The organism is Niveispirillum sp., assembly GCF_017996735.1.
Taxonomy (GTDB): domain Bacteria; phylum Pseudomonadota; class Alphaproteobacteria; order Azospirillales; family Azospirillaceae; genus Niveispirillum.
In genome coordinates this window covers 1-24714 of record NZ_JAGOGJ010000099.1, presented here as the reverse complement: position 1 = coordinate 24714, position 24714 = coordinate 1, and the positions used below count along the sequence as shown (strand labels likewise).

The 24714-nt window shown below is 63.5% G+C and carries 16 protein-coding genes; 10 read left to right on the top strand and 6 right to left on the bottom strand.

The window, feature by feature from the left end:
* The 4 genes from KBA48_RS23900 to fsa form a co-directional block, all read right to left on the bottom strand.
* The coding region (locus KBA48_RS23900; RefSeq protein ID WP_292911119.1) for an MCP four helix bundle domain-containing protein at positions 1-850 on the bottom strand (850 nt) is incomplete at its 3' end.
* Positions 851-1451: 601 nt separating this feature from the next.
* The gene (locus tag KBA48_RS23895; RefSeq protein ID WP_367273868.1) at positions 1452-2396 is read right to left on the bottom strand and encodes a tyrosine recombinase XerC; all 945 of its coding nucleotides are present in this window, start codon (positions 2394-2396) and stop codon (positions 1452-1454) included.
* Complete coding sequence (locus KBA48_RS23890; protein ID WP_292911117.1) at positions 2393-3121, bottom strand: DUF484 family protein; 729 nt, start codon at positions 3119-3121, stop codon at positions 2393-2395. Before KBA48_RS23890 ends, KBA48_RS23895 begins: the two co-directional genes overlap by 4 nt.
* A gap of 43 nt (positions 3122-3164) precedes the next feature.
* Positions 3165-3845 (bottom strand): fructose-6-phosphate aldolase, encoded by a 681-nt coding sequence (fsa, locus tag KBA48_RS23885; RefSeq protein ID WP_094457042.1) that lies wholly within the window; start codon positions 3843-3845, stop codon positions 3165-3167.
* A gap of 231 nt (positions 3846-4076) precedes the next feature.
* Here fsa and KBA48_RS23880 point away from each other — a divergent pair, with 231 nt between their 5' ends.
* Positions 4077-4523 carry a DUF2948 family protein gene (locus KBA48_RS23880; RefSeq protein WP_292911113.1) on the top strand — a complete coding sequence of 149 codons (447 nt, stop codon included), beginning with the start codon at positions 4077-4079 and terminating at the stop codon, positions 4521-4523.
* Between the two features lie 14 nt (positions 4524-4537).
* On the opposite strand, the gene KBA48_RS23875 is transcribed toward KBA48_RS23880, so the two are convergent.
* On the bottom strand, positions 4538-7066 hold the full coding sequence (locus KBA48_RS23875) for a hypothetical protein (protein WP_292911111.1): 2529 nt from the start codon (positions 7064-7066) through the stop codon (positions 4538-4540).
* Positions 7067-7374: 308 nt separating this feature from the next.
* On the opposite strand from KBA48_RS23875, the gene KBA48_RS23870 reads away from it, so the two are divergent.
* The 8 genes from KBA48_RS23870 to KBA48_RS23835 all read left to right on the top strand — a co-directional run bounded on the left by KBA48_RS23870 (position 7375) and on the right by KBA48_RS23835 (position 22239).
* On the top strand, positions 7375-7527 hold the full coding sequence (locus tag KBA48_RS23870; RefSeq protein ID WP_292911109.1) for a hypothetical protein: 153 nt from the start codon (positions 7375-7377) through the stop codon (positions 7525-7527).
* A 38-nt stretch (positions 7528-7565) separates the two neighbouring features.
* The gene (locus KBA48_RS23865; RefSeq protein ID WP_292911107.1) at positions 7566-8828 is read left to right on the top strand and encodes an efflux RND transporter periplasmic adaptor subunit; all 1263 of its coding nucleotides are present in this window, start codon (positions 7566-7568) and stop codon (positions 8826-8828) included.
* An 82-nt stretch (positions 8829-8910) separates the two neighbouring features.
* Positions 8911-9591 (top strand): ABC transporter ATP-binding protein, encoded by a 681-nt coding sequence (locus tag KBA48_RS23860; RefSeq protein ID WP_292911105.1) that lies wholly within the window; start codon positions 8911-8913, stop codon positions 9589-9591.
* A 34-nt stretch (positions 9592-9625) separates the two neighbouring features.
* Positions 9626-12109, top strand: coding sequence for an ABC transporter permease (locus tag KBA48_RS23855; RefSeq protein WP_292911103.1), 2484 nt, complete (start codon positions 9626-9628; stop codon positions 12107-12109).
* A gap of 86 nt (positions 12110-12195) precedes the next feature.
* Positions 12196-14688 carry an ABC transporter permease gene (locus KBA48_RS23850; RefSeq protein ID WP_292911101.1) on the top strand — a complete coding sequence of 831 codons (2493 nt, stop codon included), beginning with the start codon at positions 12196-12198 and terminating at the stop codon, positions 14686-14688.
* A 26-nt stretch (positions 14689-14714) separates the two neighbouring features.
* A complete protein-coding gene (locus tag KBA48_RS23845; RefSeq protein ID WP_292911099.1) occupies positions 14715-17183 on the top strand; it encodes an ABC transporter permease in 2469 nt (822 codons plus the stop codon).
* A 36-nt stretch (positions 17184-17219) separates the two neighbouring features.
* Positions 17220-19670: an ABC transporter permease gene (locus KBA48_RS23840; protein WP_292911097.1), complete on the top strand. Its 2451-nt coding sequence runs from the start codon at positions 17220-17222 to the stop codon at positions 19668-19670.
* A 127-nt stretch (positions 19671-19797) separates the two neighbouring features.
* Entirely contained in the window at positions 19798-22239 is a 2442-nt protein-coding gene (locus KBA48_RS23835; RefSeq protein WP_292911095.1) for an ABC transporter permease, read from the top strand.
* 102 nt (positions 22240-22341) lie between these two features.
* Here KBA48_RS23835 and mobA read toward each other — a convergent pair whose 3' ends face one another.
* Complete coding sequence (gene mobA / locus KBA48_RS23830; RefSeq protein ID WP_292911093.1) at positions 22342-23007, bottom strand: molybdenum cofactor guanylyltransferase MobA; 666 nt, start codon at positions 23005-23007, stop codon at positions 22342-22344.
* Positions 23008-23209: 202 nt separating this feature from the next.
* Between mobA and KBA48_RS23825 the strand changes: the two genes are divergently transcribed.
* A partial coding sequence (locus KBA48_RS23825) for an SAM-dependent methyltransferase (RefSeq protein WP_292911091.1) occupies positions 23210-24714 on the top strand: 1505 nt, incomplete at its 3' end.

Genomic DNA, 24714 nt, shown 5'->3' with positions numbered 1-24714 from the left:
CGATGCGGGTGGCCCGGGCCTCCTTGGCCGCCTGTTCCTGTTTCTGCGCCTCGGCCAGACGGTCGGCCTCAATCAGCCCATCCTTGAACACCTGGACGGCGCGGGCCATGTCCCCGATCTCGTCCCCCCGCTCCCCACCGTCCACGGCCACGGTCAGTTCATGCTTTGCCAGAAGGTTCATCGTGTCCGTCATGCCGCGAACGGGCCTTACGACGCTGACGATCAGAGACCAGCCGGCGGCGATGCCGATGATGATGGCGGCGATGAGAAGCGAAAAGGTCGCGAACTCGCTGGAGGTTACGCCGCGCTCGATCTCCCCTGCGGCTTCGGCAGCACTTTTTTCATTGATCGCAACCAGCGTATCCAGTGTCGACTGCATTTCCCGATAGGCGGGGGACAGTTCATCACGCACGATGATCGAGGCCTTGGCGATGTCATTGGCACGGGAAACAGGCAGAAGCCGTTCCCAGATCAACATATATTTTTCCCATTCCGACCGGAATTTATTGTACTGATCGCGTTCTTCTTTGGAAGAAATCAGCGGTTCGTACATCTCTTCCGCTTTGCGCAGGTCGGCGGCGCGGTCACGCAATCGCGTCTCCGTATCATTCATATCCTTGTCTTCGACGGAAATGATGTGCTGGAACTGCGTGCTGCGGGTGCGCAGAACTTCGACATTGATCTTCGCCAGCGCCTTGATCGATGGCAGCGCATTGTCACTTACAAGTTTGGAATCCGCCGACACCCCTTCAAGACGGGTGACTGAAAACAGCCCGAGGCCGAGCGTCAACAGCAACATGACTGCGAACGCAACGACGACGCGCGTTCTGATGGAGAGATTTTTGAGCATGACGGATCCCCTGAAAGGCATAGGCCCTTTGATTTATGCCTTCCATTACATACGCATGCGTGTAGGTTGTCCGCAATCTATGCGTCGGTATAGAAATGGGTTAACGAGTTGAGAATAGGGTGTTTTGCACACTATTTACTCGCCTTTCCAATCTCCCCAGAATCTGTGGATAAGTCTGTGACTAATAGGTCGGTAACCGTTTGTATGCCTGGGAAGCCGGGGGTCTGCGGGCGTTGCCTAATATTTGGGCGCTCTGTGCTGCCGACAGGGGCGACGGAGTGGGAACCATCTGGAATAATATTGGTTTAACCTTTCAGTTCCAAGGGGTTATCTCAAATTCTCGGTTTCGGTTCCCGGATTTCAGAATGGGATAGGGGAACCGGACTTTATTTCGGGCCATGCGTGAAGTGCATGCATGAAGATATTCGGGGAAACTTTCCTGCAGGTTCAGGATGCGGAGCAGGCCGGATGCGCGCAGTGGACAAATATTCGTGCAGCGATCTGTCAGGATCTACTCCGTACGGGCCCTTGCCGTTGCACCGGCGGGGGGATGATCACTGCGTTCTGCGGGTCCTACCCATAAGAATGGGGGGAAATCGGCCTATTTTCGGGCGCGCGGATGGGCCTGATCATAGACAGCCAGCAAGGTCTCGGTATCCACATCGGTATAGCGCTGCGTGGTCGACAGGCTGCTATGGCCCAGAAGGTCCTGGATGGCGCGCAGATCTGCCCCGTCACCCAGCAGGTGGGTGGCGAAGCTGTGGCGAAGCGCGTGTGGTGTGGCGCTGTCGGGCAGGCCCAGCACAGGCCGCAGCGCCTGCATCTGTCGCCGGGCGACAGATGGGTTCAGCCGTTCCCCGCGGCTGCCCAGGAACAGGGCGGCATCGTCGGCCCCCCGCCAGGGGCAGGCCGCAAGATAGGCGGTGATGGCCGCATGCACGGCGGGCAGCACGGGGACCTGTCGCTGTTTCTTTCCTTTGCCCAGCACCCGCACCGTGGCGGCCCCGGGTGGCAGGTCGTTGCGGTTCAGGGCCAGCGCTTCCGATATGCGCAGCCCGCACCCATAGAGAAGCGTGAAAAGCGCCCGGTCGCGCAGCCCGATCCAGGGGGCGTCGGGCAGGCTTGCCGCCTCGTCCAGCAAGGCCTCCGCATCGGGGGCAGTCAGGGGGCGGGGAATGGGCGGCTTCAGCTTCGGGGCCTTCAGCACCCCGATATGCGGATTATGGACGATCCCCTGCCGGTCCAGCCAGCGGAACAGGTTTCGCACCCCGGCGATGGCGCGGGCGCGGGTGCCAGCCGTTGCGCCGTCGCGGGCCCGGCCCGACAACCAGGCGCGCAATTCCGTCAATGACAGAGCGGAAAGATCGTTCAGGCCGGGTTTGCGTTCGCGGTATTCCGTCATGAAGAGAAGGAAACCGGCCAGATCATTATTATAGGCGCGCAGCGTGGCGGGGGAGGCCTGCTTTTCGGTCGTCAGCCAGCGCTGCCATTTGTCGATGGCGTCCAGCAGGTCGGCCTGCGCCGCGAAGCCGATGATGGCGGTCACCAGGCCGGGTCCAGATAGGCGGCGATGACACGTTCCACCACGCCCGACAGGAACAGCAGCAGGTCTGTCGCCTGTCCGGAATGGAACATGTCGGGGTCGGCCGATCCGAAGGCCAGCAGGGCCGGCGTCGTCTCCGCGCCTTCGCCCCCCAGACGCAGGCGAACCAGGGCCTGGCTGCGGATCAGGCCGGCCTGATGGCCCCAAAGCTCGACCGATCCCAGAATGTCCGACTGCAAAGCCACGTCGGCGCGGCCCAGGGCACGGTTGATGGTGCCGTGATGGGCCATGCCCAGACCGGCCGGTCCGATGACGGCGACGGGCCCCATCGGTTGTTCCACCACCAGATTGGCGGCGTCCAGGTCCAGCAGCACGGCCAGATCGCCGGTGATGGCCTGCACCATCGCCTCCAGCCCCCGGCAGGACAGCAGATGCAGGACGGCGGCATGGACCCGCCGCAGGTTCATCATGTTGGCACGGGTCGTATCGACCAGAAGCTGCTGCTGATCGGACAGGCGCCCGACCTCTCCCCGCAGCTTTTCCAGGATGCGCTCCCGGATATCGACGATGCCCTGGCCCCGCTCCGGTCCGCTGGGCGGCAGCAGGTGGCGCAGCAGATCGGGCCGCCGTGCCAGGAAATCGGGGTGTTCAAGCAGAAAGGCCGCCACATCCTCCGCCGTCAGTTCATCCATCGGGTTGGTGGTGATCTGTCCGGGTCCGGTGGTCATGGACGGCCTTTCCTTATTATTGTCTTTCAGCCCTGGCGGACGTTCAGCCCTTCTTGGGCAGCGGCTGGTCCAGGATGGACTGGCCGGTCTTGGCCCAGTCGGAAACGAAGGTGGCCAGGCCCTTGTCGGTCAGGACATGGTTGCCCAACTGGCGGATGACGCTGGGCGGCATGGTGGCGACATGCGCGCCCATGCGGGCCGACTCAACCACATGGATCGGGTTGCGGACCGATGCCACCAGCACTTCGGTCGTGAAGGCCGGGTAGTTGGCATAAATCTCGACGATTTCCTGGATCAGGTTCAGGCCGTTCTGCCCGATATCGTCCAGACGGCCGACGAAGGGGGAGATGAAGGCGGCGCCGGCCTTGGCGGCCAGGATGGCCTGGGCGGCGGAGAAGCACAGGGTCACATTGACCATGGTGCCTTCATTGGCCAGCGTGCGGCAGACCTTCAGACCGGCCGGCGTCAACGGCACCTTGACGGCGACGTTGGGGGCGATCTGGGCCAGATAGCGGCCTTCCTTCAGCATCGTGTCGAAATCGGTGGCGGCCACCTCGGCACTGACCGGGCCCTCGACCACGTCGCAGATCTCGGCGATCAGTTCCACGAAGTTGCGACCGGCCTTGGCGACCAGGGAGGGGTTGGTGGTGACGCCATCCAGCAGGCCGGTGTCGGCCAGGTCGCGGATTTCGGCGAGATCGGCGGTATCGACGAAGAACTTCATGGGATCGTGTCCTGACGGGCGATGATCGGGGTGCCCGGGCGGCGCCCGGACGTGCGCGGGAAACTACCAACATCCCGTCCCCGTCGCCAGCCCGGGCAATGCCGCCCCGGCGCATGGGTGGCCGGCGATGCGGGGATTCTGACAAAACGGCGCGCTCGCATCAAGGGCTTGCCCTTGGCAATCGGCCGGTCCCCCCGTAATTTAGGCGCAGGCACAGGCCGGAGGATGGAAATGACGGGGGCGATGCGATTGCGGGCCGTGGATGCGGCGGATCTGCGGGTGGTTTCCGCCCTGTTGCAGGACGCCATCATCCCTATCGCCGACATGGCCTACCTTCCCGACGAGCAGCAGTTCGTTTTTCTGGCCAGCCGATTCCAGTGGGAGGGCAACCTGCCCGATGGCGGCCCCACCCCTGACGAGGGCGGGGAGGGGCAGGCCCGTATCCAGTGCGCCGTCCACTTTTCCGGGGTGGAGGCTGTGCGGCGGCGGGGTGTCGATCTGTGCCGTCGCGGGGCCTTCCTGTCCCTGCTGGCGCTGGAACCGGTCGAGGGTGCCTTGCTTCTGCGTCTGTCGGGCGGGGCCGATATCCGGCTGGAAGGGCGGGCCATCGAATGCCGCCTGTCGGACCAGGGAGAGGCGTGGCCGGCGCAAAGCCGGCCGCAGCACAGGCTGGGATAATAAGGTCTGGCTGTTCAGAACAGGCTCAGGATGCGCTGCTGTTGCTGGACCATCAGGCTGACCATGGTCGTGGCCAACTGGCTGCGCACGTTCGCGGTCAGCACCTGCGCGCTTTCCTCATGTTCGTCGGCTGCCACCAGACCAAGCGCACCACCCCGCAGCACCACGGCGAATTCCGATGTGAAGCTGTCACGGGTACCCAGAAGATCCATGTTGACCTGAAGGCTTCTTAACGCCCCCTGCAGCCGGCCATCGGCGCGGGTCAGGTCCTGAATGGCCAGATTGACGTCACTGCGGTCGCGCCAGCCATTGGCCGCCTGGTCGATGCCCAGCCCCAGCGGCCCGCTATCGACATTCACCGCCTTGATGTCCAGCTTGCTGCTGCCGTCGCGGTTAAAATTGACGGTCAGGTCGTTTTCCGGGGTGGCGACGCTGACCTGACGGGTGGAGATGGTGGCGGTTTCCCCGTCGGCGGGGCTGCGGATGACAAGGTTGGGGTCACGCCTTGGCGTAGGGTTCATCACGGCGACCCGGTAATTCAGGTCCGTGCCGAAGCCCGGCACGTCGAAGCGCACCCTGGCGCCGGCATTCGGCCCCACCGTCAGAGTGTGGGTCAGATCGCTGGCACCGCCATTACCGATGGTCAGCGTCTCCGACGCCGTCTGACCCGTGTCGATGCTGGTCTGGGTGATGACCAGGTTTCGCTGGCCCAATCCGGCACTGTTGGGACCGCCGATCGAAACGTTGAGCGCCGTGTCGACGGCAAAGCCGGTCCAGGCGGGAATATCGTCGATATTTATCTGTGACAGGCTGTCGGCATCGTCGGCGGTGACCCAGGAACGCTGCCCCACATAGACCTGGATGGCGCGGCTGCCGGCGCTGCCGTCCTTGTGGAACAGGCCGATGGTGGCGCCGTCATTGACCCCGCCCGACAGGCGGATGGTGCTGGGCTGACCGTCGCCCTTGTCGGTCAGCAGGCCGATGAAGGTGCCGCCAAGACCGTCAGTGACGGCAACATTGCGCTGGCCATTGACGGTGGCGTCATAGGTGACCGTCAGTTCCGCTGTCTGCCGCCACCCGCTGACATAGGGATTGGTGAATTCCCCATTGTCCCAGTCGCCATCCGCCACGGTTGTCAGGCCGCCCTGGCCGGGATTGCGGTTGACCACGAAGGTGCCGCTGCTGGAGGCCCCCTGCAAGGCGTTGACCGTGATGCTGAAGTTTGCCTGACCAGCCTCCGGATCGTCGCCGCCCATGATGCCGGTACCGTCGGAAATGTCGATGGTGGACCAGCCGCCGCCCCCGCCCGCCCGCTGGGTATATTGGTTCAACGCGATATTGTTGGCGCCGAAACCCAATCTTTCAACGCCCAGCTTCACCCTGTTCTCTGCCAGGTTCCGGGACAGCGTACCGCCGCGGTTGAGGATGCCTTCAAGGCCGCCCAGGTCGCCATAGATGCCGCCTGTCGCATTGGCCGCCTCCTGAATCCGCGACGGATCGATGGTCAGCCGCACGGTGGCATCGTCAAAACGGAAGCTGTTCTCGCCCGCCTGCAGGCGGGATGATGTATCCTGCGTGTAGGCGTTCCGGCTGATGGTCACGCCTTCATTATCGGTGACGCGGACTTCCAGGTCGATATTCCGCTGGACCTCGGCCTTGACCAGCCCGGATGGCTGCAGGGCCTGTTTCATGCCATTGCCATCGATCAGCATATTGATCTGGGCACCCGACCGGAAAGTGTGGTTCAGGCTGATCATGGTGCCGCTGTCGGCGGCGGCCGTGAGTTGGGTTTGGGCAAGGCTGGTGGTCCAAGATTCGTCCCCATCCAGCACCACAAGGCGCGCGTCGCGGCCGGGCGTGCCATGCAGTTCAAAACGGATATTGTCCATCCGTCCGCCATCCAGCGCGTTGATCCCGCCGACACTAAGCTGCGCCAGTCCCAGCGCGTCCTGCGCCGCCACAATATCGGCCTGGTCACCGGCGATCTCGCCCTCTCCATTCACTTCGATGCGATAATCGTTCTGGCCGACAACACTGGTCACCTCGACCCGCGAGACACCGGTGATAAGGCCGGCGCTGCGCAGGCTGTCGTCGGTCGCGGCATAGGTGGCGGGTCTGGCGAGCAGCAGGTTCTTGCCGCCATAGCCGCTGTCGCCCACGATATCGTCGACCTTGTCCAGAATCGTGTTGAATTGTTCGGCCAGTTGCTGGCGCGCGATGATCGCCGTCGGCGTATTGTCCAGCGTGGACAGGGCGACGGAGGTCAGGCCGCGTGCCTGATCCATCAGCGCCTTCACGGATTCCACCCCCTTGCTGGCGGCCAGTAAGGTGGAAATGCCCTGGGCGATACCGGATTTCAGCGCGTCCAGATCGTTAGCCTGCTGGTTCAGGCCGCGTGCCGCGAAAAACTGCCGGGGGCCTTCGATGGCGCTGTTGATTTTCTGGCCTGTGGCAAGACGCTTCAAGGCGTCGTTTTGGTCAGCCGACAGGGTTCGCAGCATCGATGTGGTGCTGCGCAAGGACGCCGGCAGATTGACCGACATGTCCTGCATACCCTTGCCCGACCTTTGGCCGAAGTTGCCCCACCGGCGTCAACGCCCCTGTCGCCGGTGTCAATGCGGCAGGACTTTTTCCGATCCACATTAACACAATAGATTTACCTAAAAAGGCGTAGATCGTCCAGTGTCCGTCTATGGTGATCCACCCTGTCCGAAAACGGACACTGTTCATTTCCGGACAAGCTGGGACCCCCAAAAATCCCTTTAAAATCAAAGAAAAGCGGCTTGGCACATGGATTGCCAAGAGAGGTGCGGACGCCGGACATGCACCGGCACACAGTACGGGGAACATCATGCACCACATGCAGAGCCAGACGGACGGGATCGATGACAAGGCCGCGTTGCTGGACCGGGTGGAGGATGCGCTGCTGAGCGTCAATCCCGACCTGTGGCTGGTGGCCCTGCTGCTGGCGGTGGGGATCAGTTGGCTGGGCCGGCTGGGCTGAGACGGCAACAGATATATTGCGGGCAGGGGAGTGGCATCATGGCGATGGATCGCCGGATCGAAAAATCAGGTTTCCAGAAGCATAAGAAGATGATCGCGGGCGCTGCCGTCGCCCTGTTGGTTGGTGCCGGCGGCCTTTATATGGCGCTGGGCGGCACGGGCGGACAGACCGTGCGCGTGGCCGAGGACCGGCTGATCGTTTCCAGCGTTTCCCAGGGCCAGTTCGAGGATTTCATCCCCGTGCGCGGGTCCGTCGAACCGCTGACCAGTATCTTTCTGGACAGTGTCGAGGGCGGCCGCGTGGAGCGGCGTTTCGCCGAGGCCGGGCAGTTTGTGAAGGCAGGCCAGCCGCTGCTGGAACTGACCAACACCGACCTGCAGCTTGAGGTGATCAGCCGCGAGGCGCAGGTGATCGAGCAGCTGAACCAGTTGCGCACCGTCGAACTGAACCTGGAAATTTCCCGCCTGAGCAACCGCCAGAGCCTGGTGGAGGTGGAATACAAGCTGGTGCAGTTGAAGCGCACGCTGGACCGCCGCGCCGAACTGATCAAGACCAAGGCCATCAGCCAGGCGCAATATGACGAGGCGCAGGACGAATACACCTATCTCCAGCGCCGCCGTGATGTGCTGAAGGAGACGCAGACCGTTACCGACCGGCTGCGCGACGAACAGTTTGGCAAGCTGAAGGAAAGTACCGGCAAATTGCAGGAAAACCTGGAATTTGCCCGCCGCAACCTGGACAACCTGATCGTGAAGGCCCCCGTCGATGGCCAACTCACCTCGCTGGAAGCCGAGGTGGGGCAGAACAAAACGCGCGGTGAACGGCTGGGCCGCATCGACCGGATGGACGGGTTCAAGGTAGTCGCCCAGGTCGATGAATTCTATCTGCCGCGCCTGGTCACGGGCCAGACGGCGGAGGCGGCCATCGGGTCGGGCAATTATGTCCTGCGTGTCGCCAAGATCTTCCCGCAGGTGCGCGACGGCCAGTTCAGGGTCGAACTGGAATTTGCCAACGACACGCCCAAGGACATCCGTCCCGGCCAGAGCCTGCAATTGCGGTTAAAGCTGGGCGACACGACTACGGCGCTGCTGATCCCCAACGGCGCCTTTTATCAGGACACGGGCGGGGCGTGGCTGTTCGTCGTCGGTTCCGATGGCAAGTACGCCACCAAGCGCAATGTCCAACTGGGCCGCCGCAATGCCCAGGTGATCGAGGTGAAAAGCGGCCTGGATAAGGGGGAACGGGTGGTCACGTCGGCCTATGGCGACATGATCCGCATGGACCGCATCCAGTTGAATTGAGGCCGGCAGCCGCCGGACGGCGGCGCCCGGCGATTTCTGGGAACAGCAAAGACTTTAAATCTGAGCAGGAAGGAACAAGGACATGTTGAAGCTGGTCGATCTGGTCAAGGCCTACCGTACCGAGGAAGTGGAAACCACGGCGCTGAATTCCGTGAATATCCATGTCCGCAACGGCGAATTCGTCGCCATCATGGGCCCGTCGGGTTGCGGCAAGTCCTCTCTGTTGAACATTGTCGGCATGCTGGATACGCCCAGCAGCGGCGAATACTGGTTCAATGGCGAGGAAGTGTCGAAATACGGGGAGCGCAAACTGGCCGATATCCGCAAGAAGAATATCGGTTTCATCTTCCAGAGCTTCAATCTGATCGACGAGCTGACGGTGTTCGAGAATGTCGAACTGGCCCTGCTCTATCACGACATCCCGGCGCGCGAACGCAAGGAGCGGGTTAAGGCGGCCCTGGAGAAGGTGAATATCGGTCATCGTGAAAGCCACCTGCCGCAGCAGCTTTCCGGTGGTCAGCAGCAGCGTGTGGCCATCGCCCGCGCCGTCGTCGCCAAGCCCAAGATGCTGCTGGCCGACGAACCGACCGGTAACCTGGACAGTGCCAATGGTGACGAGGTCATGCGTATGCTGACCGACCTGAACGCTGAAGGCACGACCATCGTCATGGTCACCCACTCCATGCCGCACGCCCAGTATGCGACCCGCATCATCAACCTGTTCGACGGACAGGTCGTGGCCGAGAACCTGCGCGCCGCCTGATGATCGGTACCCACGGCATCCGGGGGGATCTGCCATGTTGAAGAACTACCTGATGGTTGCTCTGCGCAACCTTTTGAAACACAAGCTTTATTCCGCGATCAACGTCACGGGTCTGGCCGTGGGTCTGGCGACTTGCGTGCTGATTCTGCTGTTTGTGCGCAATGAGACCAGCTACGACCGCTTCTTCACCGACAATGACCGGATCTATCAGGTGGCGTTCCGTGCGCAGTTGCCGGGCCGTCAGGTGGATCATTTCGCCGCCTCCATGCTGCCCCTGGCCGCCGCCATGAAGGAAGGGCTGCCGGAAGTCGAGATGACGGCCCGGGTGATACAGAGCAATATCGTCATCAAGCATGGCAGCGAAAGTTTTACTGAAACCGCCCGCGCCGCTGACCCGGACTTTTTCCGGATCTTCGATTTCCCGTTCCTGCGCGGCGACCGCATGACGTCCCTGGACGAGCCCAACAGCATCGTCCTGACTGAAAGCATGGCGCGCAAATATTTCAAGGACCAGGATGCGCTGGGCCAGACGCTGGATATTGACGGCGTCGGTCCCGTCAAGGTGACGGGCGTCATCCGCGACATGCCCTCCAACACGCATTTCAACCTTGAAATCATCCGCCCCTATGCGGCGGTGGCCCAGGCGATGCGGGCGATTGAAAGCAACTGGGGCGCCGTCTGCTGCGAGACCTATGTGCGGCTGAAGCCCGGTTCGGACGGCAAGGCGCTGAGCGACCGGATGCCGGCCTGGTTCAAGGCGACGGCCCCGACGCTGAATTCCCCGACCGGCAATGTTGTGCTGGGGGATATCTTCACGCCGCGCCTGCGCAATCTGAAGGACATCCATACCGACCCGGTGATGACCTCCATGCGGCCCGCCACGTCCTATGCGGAGATCATCACCTTCGCGGCGGTCGCGGCCCTGGTCCTGACCATCGCGTCGATCAATTTCATGAACCTGGCCACCGCACGGGCTACCCAGCGTGCCCGTGAGGTCAGCGTGCGCAAGGTGGTGGGTGCCAGCCGTGGCCAGATCATCATGCAGTTCATCGGTGAATCGCTGCTGCTGACCCTGATCGGTCTGGTTCTGTCCATCGCGCTGGTCGAACTGGCCCTGCCGGCCTATTCCGCCTTCCTGGACAAGGATTTGTCCTTCAACCTGTTCACCGATCCCCTGTTGGGTCCGGCCCTGCTGGGTCTGGCCCTGGTCGTGGGGGTGGCGGGTGGTGCCTATCCGGCCTTCTTCCTGTCTTCCTTCAATCCGGCCCGCGTGCTGAAGGGCGCGTCGTCCGGCGTGGGCGGCGGGTCCGGCCGGCTGCGCATGGCGCTGGTGGTGGTACAGTTCGCCATCTCCATCTCCCTGATGGTCGCCACATCCGTCGTGTACGGGCAGCTTCTCTACGCCCAGAACAAGAACCTGGGGTTCGAGAAGGAAAATACCCTGATCCTGCAGGGCTTCCCGCGTTCCACCGACCGGGCGCGGCAGCAGACGCTGGTGGAGGCCTTGGCCAAGCTGGATGGCGTCGCGGCGGTGTCCGGCAGCAACAGCACGCCCGGTGACGGCAGCGAGAACAACACCAATGTCCGCCTGCCGGGCGCCAATCCCGACCAGATGCTTGTGCTGCGCCAGGGTGGGGTGGATTGGGACTTCGTAAAGACGCTCGGCCTGCAACTGGTCGCCGGTCGTGAATTCGACCGCAACCGTCCCGCCGATCAGTTGCCGCCCCTGGCCGATCCGGCCCAGGTTCCGGCGGGTGACACTTCCGCCCGTTCCTATGCCGGTTCGGTGATCCTCAACGAGGCGGCGGTGAAGCGTCTGGGCTTCTCCAGCAACGCGGATGCCATCGGTAAGCAGTTCGAGGTAGGGGCCGACGATGACGGCACCAACAAGCTGACCATCATCGGCGTCGTGGCGGATTTCCACTTCCGTTCCGTCCATGACCCGATCCCGCCATCCATGATGATCATAGACCGTGAACGCTTCTCCGACGTGCTGGTCCGTCTGAAGGCCGGTGATGTGCAGAAGACCCTGGTGGAGATCGAACGGGTGTGGCGCGACATGTTCCCCAACCGTCCGCTGAGCCGGGAGTTCCTGGATGACCGCATCCAGTCCCAGTATGTCCGCGAGGCCAAGATCTCGCAGATGTTCGCGGCCTTCTCCGGCCTTGCCATCCTGATCGCCTGCCTGGGCCTGTTCGGTCTGGCCAGCTTCACGGCCGAACGCCGCACCAAGGAGATCGGGCTGCGCAAGGTTCTGGGTGCCAGTGTCATGGACATTGTCCGCCTGCTGGTCTGGCAGTTCTCCAAGCCGGTGCTGGTGGCAAACCTGATCGCCTGGCCCATCGCCTGGTACTGCATGGACCAGTGGCTGAACGGCTTCACCTTCCGCATCGACCTGAACCCGCTGCTGTTCGTGGCGGCGGGCGGTCTGGCCCTGCTGATCGCCTGGGCCACGGTCGGCCTGCACGCCGCCCGCGTGGCCCAGGCCAAGCCGGTGTCGGCATTGCGTTACGAGTGAGCGACTGGCCCTTGCGGGTCCGGTGGGGACCGGATCCGCAAGGGTTTCCTGGTTCAGGGACGGGGTTACCAAGAGGGGGGAGAACGATGCTTCGCAATTGGGTGATGGTGGCGCTGCGCAATCTGCTGCGCCATCGCCTGCACGCCGTCCTGAATCTGTCCGGTTTGGCCGTGGGGCTGGCCGCCTGCCTGCTGATCCTGCTGTTCGTGCGCAACGAGACGGGATACGACCGGTCCATCAAGGATGCCGACCGCATCTATCAGGCGACCCTGGAATGGCGTCTGCCGGGCCGCAAGCCGGAGCGGGGAGCCTATGTCCAGCACCGGTTCGGCGAGGCATTCGCCCAAGCGCATCCGGAGGTGGAAGCCTTCACGCGGATGACCGGCGGCAGCCAGATTCTGCGCACCGCCGACCGCAAGTTCTATGAGACCACGACGATAGTCGATGCCAACTTTCTTGAGATGTTCGGCTTCCCCCTGCTGGCGGGCGATGCGCGCACGGCCCTCACGGATCCGTCCTCCATCGTGCTGACCGAAGCGGTGGCGCGGAAATATTTCGGTGACGAGCCGGCCCTGGGCCGGCTTTTGACGCTGGACAACAAGTATGAGGTCAAGGTTACGGCCGTCGTGGCCAAGCTGCCCTCCAACATCAGTATCCAGTTCGATGTACTGCTGCCCTATTCCTCGCCCAGCGCCAGCTATATGCGCAACTGGGAGAACAACTGGGGGAATACCAACAACGTGACCTTCCTGCGGCTGAAGCCGGGGGCCAGTGTGGACCCTCTGCTGGCCGGCATGCGCGACTGGGTGAAGCGCACCTTTCTGCCCTTGGCTACGCCGCAGGGTCCGATCGAGTTGACTGAGATTGCCTATCCGTCCCTGCGCCGGCTGCTGGATGTGCATTTGGATCCGATGGCAGGCGACATCGTCCCCGGGGCCAGCCGGACCGAGGTGGCTACATTCACGGCCGTCGCCTTTCTGATCCTGCTGATCGCCTGCATCAACTTCACCAACCTTGCCACGGCGCGGGCCACCCAGCGGGCGCGGGAGGTGAGTGTGCGCAAGGTGGTGGGTGCCAGGCGTGGCCAGTTGGTGGCGCAGTTCCTGGGCGAAAGCCTGCTGATGACCTTCCTGGCCATGCTTCTGGCCCTGGCGCTGGTGGAACTGGCCCTGCCGGGATTCAACGCTTTCCTGGGCAAGGACCTGTCGCTGGATGTGGTCGCCGATCCAATGCTGGGCTCCGTCGTGTTGGGCCTGATCCTGCTGGTGGGGGTGGGGGCCGGCGCCTATCCGGCCTTCTTCCTCACCTCCTTCAACCCCGCCCAGGTGATGAAGGGGGCCAGCGCCGGCGTCGGCGGTGGTTCCGGGCGTCTGCGCACGGCTCTGGTCATCGTACAGTTCAGCATTTCCATCGCGCTGATGGTCGCCACGTCCGTGGTCTATGGCCAGCTTCTCTACGCCCAGCACAAGGATCTGGGCTACAACACGGAGAATGTCGTCATCATCGGCTATTTCACCACCGATGGCGTGAAGGAGAAGCGCGAAACCTTCCTGCAGATGATCCGTGAGAGCCCGGCTGTCCAGGCGGCGGGCATGGCGGGATCGATCCCCGGCGACGGGGGCGAGAACAATGCGCTGATCCGTCGTCCCGGCGCGGCTGTCGGCACGGATCTGGTGATGCGCCAGGACACTATCGGCGATGGCTTCTTCGAGGCCCTGGGCATGCGCATGGTGGTCGGCCGCACCTTCGACCGGGACCGTGGCACCGACGCCATCCAACGCCCGCAATGGATGATGGACGGCAAGCCCCCACCCGAGGGCGCGGGTACGATCGAGGTGACGGGCAGCGTCATCCTGAACCGCAGCGCCACCAAGGCGCTTGGATTTGACAGCCCCGAAGCAGCAGTGGGTGAACAGGTCCTGACCATTGACTCACCCCAGACCATCATTCGGGGCACCATCGTCGGCGTCGTGGAGGATTTTCACTTCAAATCCGTGCATGAGCCGATACGGCCGGCGTTCTATATCTTCGACAATGGCAATCACCACGCCATGGCGGTCCGATCCAAGGCCGGTCGGTTTGGCGATGTGATCGCCGAGGTGGACCGCATCTGGGCCGAACTGGTGCCCGATCGGCCCATCCAGCGCAGCTTCTTCGATGTCAATATCGCGAACCAGTATCAGCGCGAACAGAAGACCTCGCAAATGTTCGCGACCTTCTCAGGGCTCGCCATCTTCATCTCCTGCCTGGGCCTCTATGGTCTTGCCAGTTTCACGGCAGAACGCCGGACCAAGGAGATCGGCCTGCGCAAGGTGCTGGGCGCCAGTGTGCCGGACATTGTCCGCCTGCTGGTCTGGCAGTTTTCAAAGCCCGTACTGGTGGCGAACCTGATCGCCTGGCCCGTGGCCTGGTTCTGCATGGACCGCTGGCTGTCGGATTTCACTTACCGCATCGACTTGAACCCGCTGCTGTTCCTGGGCGCGGGATCGGCGGCGCTGGCGATCGCCTGGCTGACGGTGGGCCTGCACGCCGCCCGCGTGGCCCAGGCCAAGCCGATCAAGGCCCTGCGGTACGAGTAAGATCATAAGGGGGGAGGGGGGAGATCATGCTGAAGAACTGGGTGTTGGTCGCGATCCGCAATCTGCTGCGGCACAAGCTGTACACGACGATCAATGTTGTGGGTCTGGCCGTGGGTCTGGCCAGTTGTCTGCTGATCCTGCTGCATGTCCGGGACGAAATGTCCTATGACGCTTGGGTGCCCGATGCCGACCGCATCGTGCGCGTCCATACCAGTTATGATTTCCCGGGCCGCACGCCCTTTCACACGGTCCGCTCCGCCGGCCGCATGATGGATGCCTTCACCACCGCCTATCCGGAACAGGTGGAGGCGGCGGCCCGCCTGTTCCCCTATGATACTTCCATCCTGCGCGACGGCAGCGCCATTCCGCAGACCGTGACCTATACCGACCCTGCGGCCCTTACCCTCTTTGGTCTGACCTTTCTGCAAGGTGACGCGGCGACGGCGCTGGCCGATCCGTCCTCCCTGGTACTGACGCACAGTGCCGCGCGGAAATATTTCGGCGATGCCGATCCCATCGGCCGCACCCTGACGCTCTGCTGCATTGGACCTGAGCGGTATGACCACCGCGTCACGGCGGTCATCGCCGATCTGCCGCGTACCACGCATCTGAAGGTGGAGATGCTGGCCCCCCTGGTGCCGCAGCGTCTGGCCGGGTTTCCCAACATTCTGGACACCTGGACGTCGGTCAATGTCTTCACCTATCTGAAACTGCGCCGCGCCGACGATATCGCGCGTCTGGCCACCGACAATCCGGCCTTCATCGACCGGATGATCCCCAACAAGAACAACAGCGTCCGCACCTCCGACAGCTCGCACCAATCCTTCATGCCCATTCGCGACATCCGCCTGCTGGCCAAGCATCAGGCGGGCGATGTCGGCGATATGAAGCCGTCGGGCGATGCTGCCCAGGTCACGGCCCTGTCCATGGTGGCCCTGCTGATCCTGGCGCTGGGCTGTGTGAATTTCACCAACATGGCCATCGCCCGTTCCTCCCTGCGCGGGCGGGAGGTGGCGGTGCGTAAGGTGCTGGGCGCGCGGCGCCGTTCGCTGGTGGCGCAGTTCCTGACCGAAGGGTCGGTCATGGTTGTCCTGTCCATCCTGGTGGCGCTGGGCCTTATGGAACTGGCGCTGCCGGCCTTTAATGGCGTGACGGGCAAGGATATGTCTATCCCGCTGCTGGACCCGCTGTTCCTGTCGGCGCTGTTGGGCCTGTCGCTGCTGGTCACCCTGCTGGGTGGGGCCTATCCGGCACTGTACCTGTCGGGCTTCCAGCCGGCCCGTATCCTGAAAGGGGAGGATGCGGCCGATGGCGGCGGCGCGCGGCTGCGTCAGTTGCTGGTGGTGATGCAGTTCGCGGTGGCCATCGGCCTGTCGATCATCACCCTGGTCGTCTATCGCCAGACGCTGTTCGCCACCAATGCCGAACTGGGTTTCGACCGGCAGCATGTTCTGGCCCTGCCCAACCTGGGCGGGGCGGGGTTCCAGTCTACGCGAGAGGCGGTGTTGGAACAGGCGCGTCGCCTGCCCGGCGTCACCGACGTGGCCCTGTCGTCCGACGTGCCCACCGACAATAACGAAAACAATATGGTCTTCACGCTGGAAGGGTCCGGCGAAAAGGGTCAGGTGCTGAATTACCAGAGCCTGGGTGACGGCTTCCTGCAACTGTTCAAGGTCGCCCCCATGGCCGGCCGCCTGTTCGACCCAACCTTCGGCACGGACCTGATCCGCAAACCGGCGGAGGGGGAAACGGGCCGGGCCTCGGCCATGATCAACGAGGCGGCGGCCCGCTTGCTGGGCTTTGGCAATCCGGGCGACGCCGTGGGCCGCACCCTGAAGACCCGCTTCTTCAATGATGTGCCCTTCGATCTGACCATTGTCGGCGTCATCCCGGATATCCGCTTCCGTTCCCTGAAATACGGGATCCAGCCGACGGTGATGTTCCAGGCCAACGGTCAGTTCGACACCCTGTCCATCCGCTTTGACGGGCACGACCCGTCGGCGCTGCTATCACAGGTACAGTCGCTCTGGGCCCGCATGATCAACGACCGGCCCTTCAACGCCGCCTTCGTCGAAGACATGATCGCCGCCCAGTATAATGAGGAACGGGTGCAGGCCACCGTCTTCGCCACCTTCTCCGGCCTTGCCATCCTGGTTGCCTGCCTGGGTCTCTACGGCCTGTCCGGCTTCGCGGCCAGGCGCAGGACCAAGGAGATCGGCCTGCGCAAGGTGTTCGGCGCCACGGTGGCCCAGATCGTGGCCCTGCTGGTCTGGCAATTCTCCCGCCCCGTCATGATCGCCAACCTGATCGCCTGGCCCGTGGCCTGGTGGCTGCTGCGCGGCTGGCTGGACGGGTTCGAACAGCGTGTGGACCTGTCGCCTGCCTATTTCGTGGCGGCGGGCGTCACGGCCCTGATCATCGCCTGGGTTACCGTCGCCGGCCACGCGGCCACCACCGCCATGGCCCCCCCCATCAAGGCGCTGCGGCACGAGTAAGGGCGGCGTTGACGGGGAACGGGAAGGGGGTGCCGCATGCTGTGGAACTGGCTTCTGATCGCTTGGCGGCAATTGCTTCGACACAAGCTCTACACCGCGATCAACGTGGTGGGCTTGGCCGTAGGCCTGTCGGTTTGCATGATCATCGGCACCCTTGTCCGGTTCGAAACCAGTTTCGATGCGTATCACGAGAAGGCTGACCGTATCGTGCGGGTGAACCGAACGGACCATATGTCGGGGCTGCAGCCATGGCAGATGAATGTGACGGGGCTGCCGGTCGGGCCGGCCCTGGCGGCACATCTGCCGGATGTCGAAGCTGCAGTCCGTGTCATCGGTTTCGTCGCCAGTGTGGAACGGCGGGACGGCCAGCATTTCACCGAGAAGGCGGTGCGTGTCGACCCCAATTTCCCGCAGCTTTTCGATCTGGTTTTTTTGGCGGGTGATCCCGACACTGCCCTGGCCCGCCCGGGTGACGCCGTGATCTCGCAAAGCCTGGCGCGGAAATATTTCGGGGATGCCAATCCGCTGGGCGGAACATTGACACTGAAATCCGGGCGTCTGTTGGTGGTAACGGGCGTCATCGCCGACCCGCCGCAGAATTCCGCCCTGGCTGCCGATCTGCTGACCCATATCGCCAGCAGCATCAGCGACCAGACGGATCAGGAATTCCGCGAACGGGAACAGCAATGGGGCAGTTCCTGGCTGACCACCTACCTTCTGCTGCGCCCCGGCACCGATCTGGATCGACTGACCCGAAAGGTTAACGCGGCGCTGCCCGCCATCACGCCGGATTACAAGATGCCGGCAGAGGCCAAGGGCGCCTATACCTTCTCCTTGTCCTTCCAACGCCTGACCGATATCCGCACCCACCCGATCGGGGGGGAGGCGGGGACGCCGATGGTGGTTATCAAGGGCATGCTGGTCATCGGCAGTCTGGTCCTGCTGATCGCCAGCATCAATTTCGTCAACCTGACGACGGCCCGGTCAGGGATGCGCCTGCGGGAGATCGGTATCCGCAAGACCCTGGGCGCCCGCCCGGCGGGGTTAACCCTGCAATTCCTGATGGAATCCGTGATGCTGGCCGCTCTTGCCGGGCTGCTGGCGCTGCCCAGTACGGAATTGATCCTGCCCTTGCTGCGCTCCGTCGGTATCGATGTGCCCCGCGATCCGTATTCCGACCCTGTGCTGCTGATCTCTTTAGTGCTCCTGCCTTTGCTGGTCGGGGTGCTGGCCGGTCTTTATCCAGCCCTGGTCATGGCGCGCATGGAAATGCTGGCCGGCACGCGCGGGTTGATGTCGGGTGGCGGGCGGCTGCGTGCCGCCCTTGTCGTGCTGCAATTCTCCATCGCCATCATGCTGACCATCTGCGCCCTGTTCGTGCTGTTTCAGACACGGCATGCGGCCACGCAGCGGCTGGGTTTCGAACGCGAGAATGTCGTTCTGCTGAATACCCTGCCCCGTGACGGCGGTTATCCACGGCATGAGGCGCTGCGGCTGGCGATGGCGCGTCTGCCCGGCGTTGCGTCGGCGGCCCTGACGGCCTGGGCGCCGGCCGGCGGTTCCAAGGCCACCAGCAGTTTCCGTCTGCCGGGGCAGAACGAATTCGTTCACCTGCAGATCGAACCGGTTGATTTCGGATATCTGGAAACATTGGGGGCCACCGTGCTGGCGGGGCGGCTGTTCGACCCAGGCTACGGCGCGGACCTGAAACGGGCCGCCGGCGAAGGGGTGGAACGGGTCGACATCAATATCGTGGTGACCCGCGCCATGCTGTCCAGATTGGGCGTGCATGATCCCGTCGAGGCCTTGGGCCTCAGCCTGCGCGGTACCCTTGTCGGAAAACAGATGCAGGAACAGGTCCTGACCATCGTGGGTGTGGTGGAGGATATCCGCTTCGGCAGCGCCCGATCTCAACCCGAAGCGACCCTGTTTGTCATCGACCAGTCCCAGACGGGCGTGTTGATGCTGCGCCTGGCCCCCGGCGATCAGCAGGCGACGTTGCAGGCGGTGGATGGTGTGTGGCGCAACCTGTTTCGCGACGTGCCGATTTCACGCTCCTTCCTGGATGAAAATATCGACCGCCTGTACGAGGCGGAGGCGCGGATAGGCACCGTGATCGCGACCTTTGCCGGTCTGGCCGTCATCATCGCCTGTATGGGCCTGTACGGTCTGGCGGCCTTCACGGCGGAACGCCGGACCAAGGAGATCGGCATCCGCAAGGTGCTGGGTGCCAGCGTGGCCGACATTGTGCGCCTGCTGGTCTGGCAATTCTCAAGGCCGGTGCTGCTGGCCAACCTGATCGCCTGGCCGCTGGCCTGGTACGGGGTCAGTCTGTGGCTGGAGGGGTTTGCCAGCAGAATTGCTGTCAACCCGTTGATCTTCATTGGTGTCGGTCTGGCGGCCCTGGTCATCGCCTGGATCACCGTGGCGGGCCATGCGGCGCGGGTGGCGGCGGAAAAGCCCGTCCGCGCCCTGCGGTATGAATAATGCCAAGGGTCAAATTTTCGACCATTGGCATCGGCGGCGGCTGCCGCCGCGTGCCACGTGGCGCGTGCCCAAGCCGACGTATGTTGGCGACGGCGACTGAGGTACGGGAAAGTGGGGAGCTTGGGATATGCTGAAGAACTGGTTCATGGTGGCGCTACGCAATCTGGTGCGTCACAAGCTTTATACCACAATCAATGTCCTGGGACTGGCCGCCGGGTTGGCGGCGGCGCTGCTGATCACCGTCTTCGTGCGGCATGAGCTGTCTTACAACAGCATGTTCACCGATGCGGACAGGACCCTGCGTCTTGTGCGGACGGAGCATATGCCCGGCCGCCCACCCGACACCTATGCCGCCATGCCTATGCCCGCGGCGGCCGCGTTGAAGCAGGAATTCGCGGAGATCGAAACCATCGTGCGCTTCGGCCGCGTGCGGGAGATCGTGCGCCGGGGGGATGAAAGCCTCTATGTCGGTTTCCATGCTGTGGATGTGGATTATCTGCGGCTGTTCGACTGGCCCTTCCTGTCGGGTGACCCGCGCACGGCCCTGTCCCAACCCAACAGCACGGTCCTGACCAAGGCGCTGGCCACCAAGATTTTCGGGGAACAGGAAGCGCTGGGCCGCACCGTGACCCTGGTCGATGGGCGAACACTGACGGTCACGGGCGTTATCCAGGACCCACCTTCCAACGTAACGGATGAGGTGGAGGCCCTGATCTCCATGTCCACGCCGCTGCCCTTTCTGGAACGCCAGCGGGAAAACTGGAACAGCAACTGGCTGCATATCTATGTCCAGTTGGCCCCCGGTACCGATATGGATCGGCTGAAAGCCAATCTGAAGGATTTCCCTGCCCGCGTTCGGCCCAATTTGAACTCGGAACCCGATGGCGGCTACCGCGCCGAACTCAGCCTGCAGCCGCTGCTGGACATCCGCACCCATCCCCTGCCGGGCGGTATGGGCACCAGCATGGCGGTGATTTCCGGCCTGATCGCGCTGGCGGTCCTGATCATGGCCATTGCGGCCATCAATTTTATCAATCTGGCGACGGCGCGGGCCACCATGCGAGCGCGGGAAGTGGCCCTGCGCAAGACGCTGGGCGCCCCCCGCCGTCTGATCATCATCCAGTTTCTGGGTGAAAGCCTGCTGCTGACCCTGTTGGCCGGTCTACTGGCCATAGCGGTGGTGGAACTGGGTCTGGCCCCGTTCCAGTCGGCGCTGGGGATCAAGATGGACCCGGCCTTTCATGCGATGGGCCTGCTGGGCGGGGTGACGCTGGGCCTGTCGGTGCTGCTGGGCCTGCTGGGCGGGCTTTATCCGGCCTTCGTCCTGTCAGGTTTCCGCCCGGCACAGGTGCTGCGGTCCAATAAGTCGGCGGGTGTCGGGGGCGGGCGGCTGCGCGCCGCGCTGGTGGTGGCCCAGTTCGCGGTGGCCATCGGCCTGACGATTGGTACCCTGGTTGTGCTGCAGCAGACCCGTTATGCCAGCAGCCAGGAACTGGGTTTCGATAAGGAGAATGTCGTCCTGCTGCGCGGCTTTGAATATCAGGCCGCGCGGTCGAAGATGGAGACGCTGAAACAACGGTTGCTGGCCGATCTGGCGGTGGTGTCGGTGGCGGGCGCGCCCTGGGCGCCGTCTGACCCGTCGGAACGCACCTCCACCTATGGCATCATTACCGGCGGCCGGAACGAGACGATGACGGTGCGCACCGAACCGGTGGATTTCGGCTATTTCGAAACGCTGGGAGCCAGCATGGTGGCAGGCCGCACCTTCGACAAGGCACGTCTGGCCGACGAACTGAAATCCCCGCCAGAGGGGACGCGGGAAGAGGGGCGCACCGCCGCCACCATCATCTCCACCACGGCGGTGCAGCAGTTCGGCTGGGGCAACCCGGCAGAGGCCATTGGCCGTACCATCCACTATCCGCAGGATGAAGGGGACGTGACGCTGCAGGTCATCGGTGTGGTCGCCGACCTGCAATATAAATCGGCGCGCAACAATACCGTGGCCACTATCTATCAGGCAGAACCACCGGAGGCGCGCGTGCTGATGGTCCGCATTCGGCCGGGCGATGTTTCGGCCACGCTGAACCGGATCGACGGCCTGTGGCGGGAAATGGTGCCCGATGTGCCCATGCGCCGTCACTTCCTGGACGAGGGGGTGGAACGGCTCTATGCCGACGATATCCGTCAGGGCAAGCTGTTCGCGGCCTTCGCGGGTCTGGCGGTGATCATCGCCTGCCTGGGCCTGTTCGGTCTGGCCAGCTTCACGGCGGAACGCCGGACCAAGGAAATCGGCATCCGCAAGGTGCTGGGTGCGTCGGTGCCCGATCTTGTGCGCCTGCTGGTCTGGCAATTCTCCCGCCCCGTGCTGATCGCCAACCTCATCGCCTGGCCCGTGGCCTGGTATGGGCTGAGCCGGTGGCTGCAGGGCTTCGCTTATCGCGTGGACCTGGACCCGCTGCTGTTCCTGGCGGCTGGCCTGGGGGCCATGGTGATCGCCTGGGTGACCGTGGCCGGTCATGCCGCGCGGGTGGCGGCGGCAAAACCGGTCAAGGCCCTGCGTTACGAATAATACCGACGGTCGACTTGTTTGACCATCGGTGCAGCACGCCTGAGCCCACGGATATGGGCGCTGGCGATGGAAGGGCTTGAAAGAGTGACATCGGTCACACTTTCAAGCCGATGGTATCAGCGCTTCGGCCTGGGCCAGATCGTCCGGGCTGTTGATGTTGAAGAACGGGTCGATGCCGTCCGGACCGGCGGGGAAGGGGACATCCACCCGTCCATGCCGGGCGGCGAACACTCCAACCTTGTGAAGCCCTTCTTCGATCAACGCTTCACGCAGGGCGTGGCGCAGCGAAACGGGCCACAATGCCACGGTCGGGTGCCGGTGCCCGTCGGGGCCGGTGGCCATGGCGATACCAGTCCCGCCCTGCATCGCCAAAGAGGGCCACAGAGCAGGCGGCAGGAACGGGGTGTCGCAGGGCAGGGACAGGACATGCCCGCGGTCCGGCACCTGACCGGCCGCCCAATCCATGGCGGCCAGGATACCGGCCAGCGGCCCCGGCCGGCCGGGCACCCTGTCGGGCAGCACGGGGATTCCGGCCAGCCAGTCCAACCCGGCAAAGCGCGCCGGGTCATCATTGGCCGACAGCACGATCCGGTCCGTCCAGCCCCGTGCCCTGTTCAGCACGTGGCGCAGGATCGGCATGCCTGCGACAACGCGCAGGCCCTTGTCCCCACCCCCCATGCGCCGACCCCAACCCCCGGCCAGCAGCACCACGACCGGGCCGTTGGACAAGGAGGGGTTGCGCTGTGCCTGATCGCCGGTGTGAATCATCGTGCATCTTCCCGCACCGGGCCTGCATCCCGCGTGCCCAGCCCAATGACCTGTAACAAATCTGAGATGTAGACCAAATCGATTCCCTCTAATTTTACGGAATGCATTCATGGCTCGAATGCGTTAGGGTCATAGCGCCTTCGGCGTAGCCCGTTTGGAAATCATTGCAGCTTCCGCTTCGCATCCAGGGGGAACAAGGACGATGCCCAATTCCATTGACGTGTCCAAGCCGCTTGTCTCCGGTCAAACCCATGGCAGCCTTACCGTGGTCGGTACCGGCATCCGCTCGATCTCGCATTTCACACAGGAAGCCATCGGCCATATCCGCGATGCGGATGCCGTGTTCTATTCGGTGCCCGATGGTGTGACGGCGTCTTTCATCCGCGAATTGAACCCCGTCGCCTTCAACCTGTCCATGCAATATGGCGAAGGCAAGCGGCGGCAGGTGACCTATGTGCAGATGGCCGAGCTGATCCTGCGCGCCGTGCGTGAGGGCAAGCGCGTGACCGCCGTGTTCTATGGTCATCCTGGCTTCTTTGTCTCCCCCATCCGCCGCGCCCTGTCGATCGCCCGCAAGGAAGGGCACCGGACGGAGATGTTGCCGGGCATTTCCTCCACCGACTACCTGTTTGCTGATCTGCGTGTCGATCCGTCGGTCCATGGCTGTCAGATCCTGGAAGCCAGCGACATGCTGCTGCGCAACCGCCCCGTCGTTACCTCCAGCCATGTCGTGCTGCTGCAGATCGGCTCGGTCGGCGACGTCGCCTATTCGGCCAAGGGTTTCGTGAACAACAAGCGGGATGTCCTGTTTAACCGCCTGATCGAACTCTATGGGGAAAACCATCCCTGCTATTATTATCTGGGCGCTACCTTCCCCGGCCTGGAAAGCCAGATCATCCGCCGCCCGCTGAAGGCGTATCGCGATCCGGCCGTGCGCGCGACCATCCATTCGGCCAGCAGCCTCTATCTGCCGCCCAAGGATATCCTGCCGGTCGATCCCGACATGGCGGAACGCCTGGGCATGCATCCGCCGGGCGTGCAGGTGAAGCCGGCTGGTGACAAGTTGCCCCCCGTCCAGTCCGACTATGGTCCGTTCGAGATGGAGGCCGTGGCCCGTATCGACCGCGATCCGCCCACGGGCCGTGAGCGGCGGACGAACAAGGCACTGTACCGCATTCTGTCGCAACTGGCCGGTAGCCCGCACGCCACCGAGGCCTTCCGTGCCGATCCGGCCGGCTATGTCAGCCTTTTCTCTGGCCTGACGCAGGAAGAGAAGAACGCCCTGTCCAACCGCAGTGCGGCGGCCTTGCACGGCGTGTCGCTTCAGGTCGTCTATGGCGGGGCAGTCACCCCGGCGCCGGTGGTCGATACGCCGGTACCGGCCGTCAAGGCGGACGCCGCCGAGGATCATGACGCCACCGAGCAGAATGATGCGGCGGAAGATCACGACGCGACGGAACAGAATGACGCCGCCGAGGATCACGACGCCACGGAGGACCATGCGTCCGATGCCCGCGAGGATCACGACGCGACGGAACAGAATGACGCGGCCGAGGATCATGATGCGACGGAGGACCATGCGTCTGATGCTCGCGAGGATCACGACGCGACGGAAGATCACACGGCCGACGCCGCCGAGGATCATGACGCCACGGAAGATCACACGGCCGACGCCGCTGAGGATCATGACGCCACGGAAGATCACAC

Bases quoted from the DNA above. Each gene is read 5' to 3' on its own strand.
- KBA48_RS23890 (WP_292911117.1), bottom strand. From the start codon at position 3,121: ATGACCACCGGACCCGGACAGATCACCACCAACCCGATGGATGAACTG.
- fsa (WP_094457042.1), bottom strand. From the start codon at position 3,845: ATGAAGTTCTTCGTCGATACCGCCGATCTCGCCGAAATCCGCGACCTG.
- KBA48_RS23835 (WP_292911095.1), top strand. From the start codon at position 19,798: ATGCTGAAGAACTGGTTCATGGTGGCGCTACGCAATCTGGTGCGTCAC.
- KBA48_RS23865 (WP_292911107.1), top strand. From the start codon at position 7,566: ATGGCGATGGATCGCCGGATCGAAAAATCAGGTTTCCAGAAGCATAAG.
- KBA48_RS23845 (WP_292911099.1), top strand. From the start codon at position 14,715: ATGCTGAAGAACTGGGTGTTGGTCGCGATCCGCAATCTGCTGCGGCAC.
- KBA48_RS23840 (WP_292911097.1), top strand. From the start codon at position 17,220: ATGCTGTGGAACTGGCTTCTGATCGCTTGGCGGCAATTGCTTCGACAC.
- KBA48_RS23875 (WP_292911111.1), bottom strand. From the start codon at position 7,066: ATGTCGGTCAATCTGCCGGCGTCCTTGCGCAGCACCACATCGATGCTG.
- KBA48_RS23850 (WP_292911101.1), top strand. From the start codon at position 12,196: ATGCTTCGCAATTGGGTGATGGTGGCGCTGCGCAATCTGCTGCGCCAT.
- KBA48_RS23855 (WP_292911103.1), top strand. From the start codon at position 9,626: ATGTTGAAGAACTACCTGATGGTTGCTCTGCGCAACCTTTTGAAACAC.
- KBA48_RS23880 (WP_292911113.1), top strand. From the start codon at position 4,077: ATGACGGGGGCGATGCGATTGCGGGCCGTGGATGCGGCGGATCTGCGG.
- KBA48_RS23870 (WP_292911109.1), top strand. From the start codon at position 7,375: ATGCACCACATGCAGAGCCAGACGGACGGGATCGATGACAAGGCCGCG.
- KBA48_RS23860 (WP_292911105.1), top strand. From the start codon at position 8,911: ATGTTGAAGCTGGTCGATCTGGTCAAGGCCTACCGTACCGAGGAAGTG.
- mobA (WP_292911093.1), bottom strand. From the start codon at position 23,007: ATGATTCACACCGGCGATCAGGCACAGCGCAACCCCTCCTTGTCCAAC.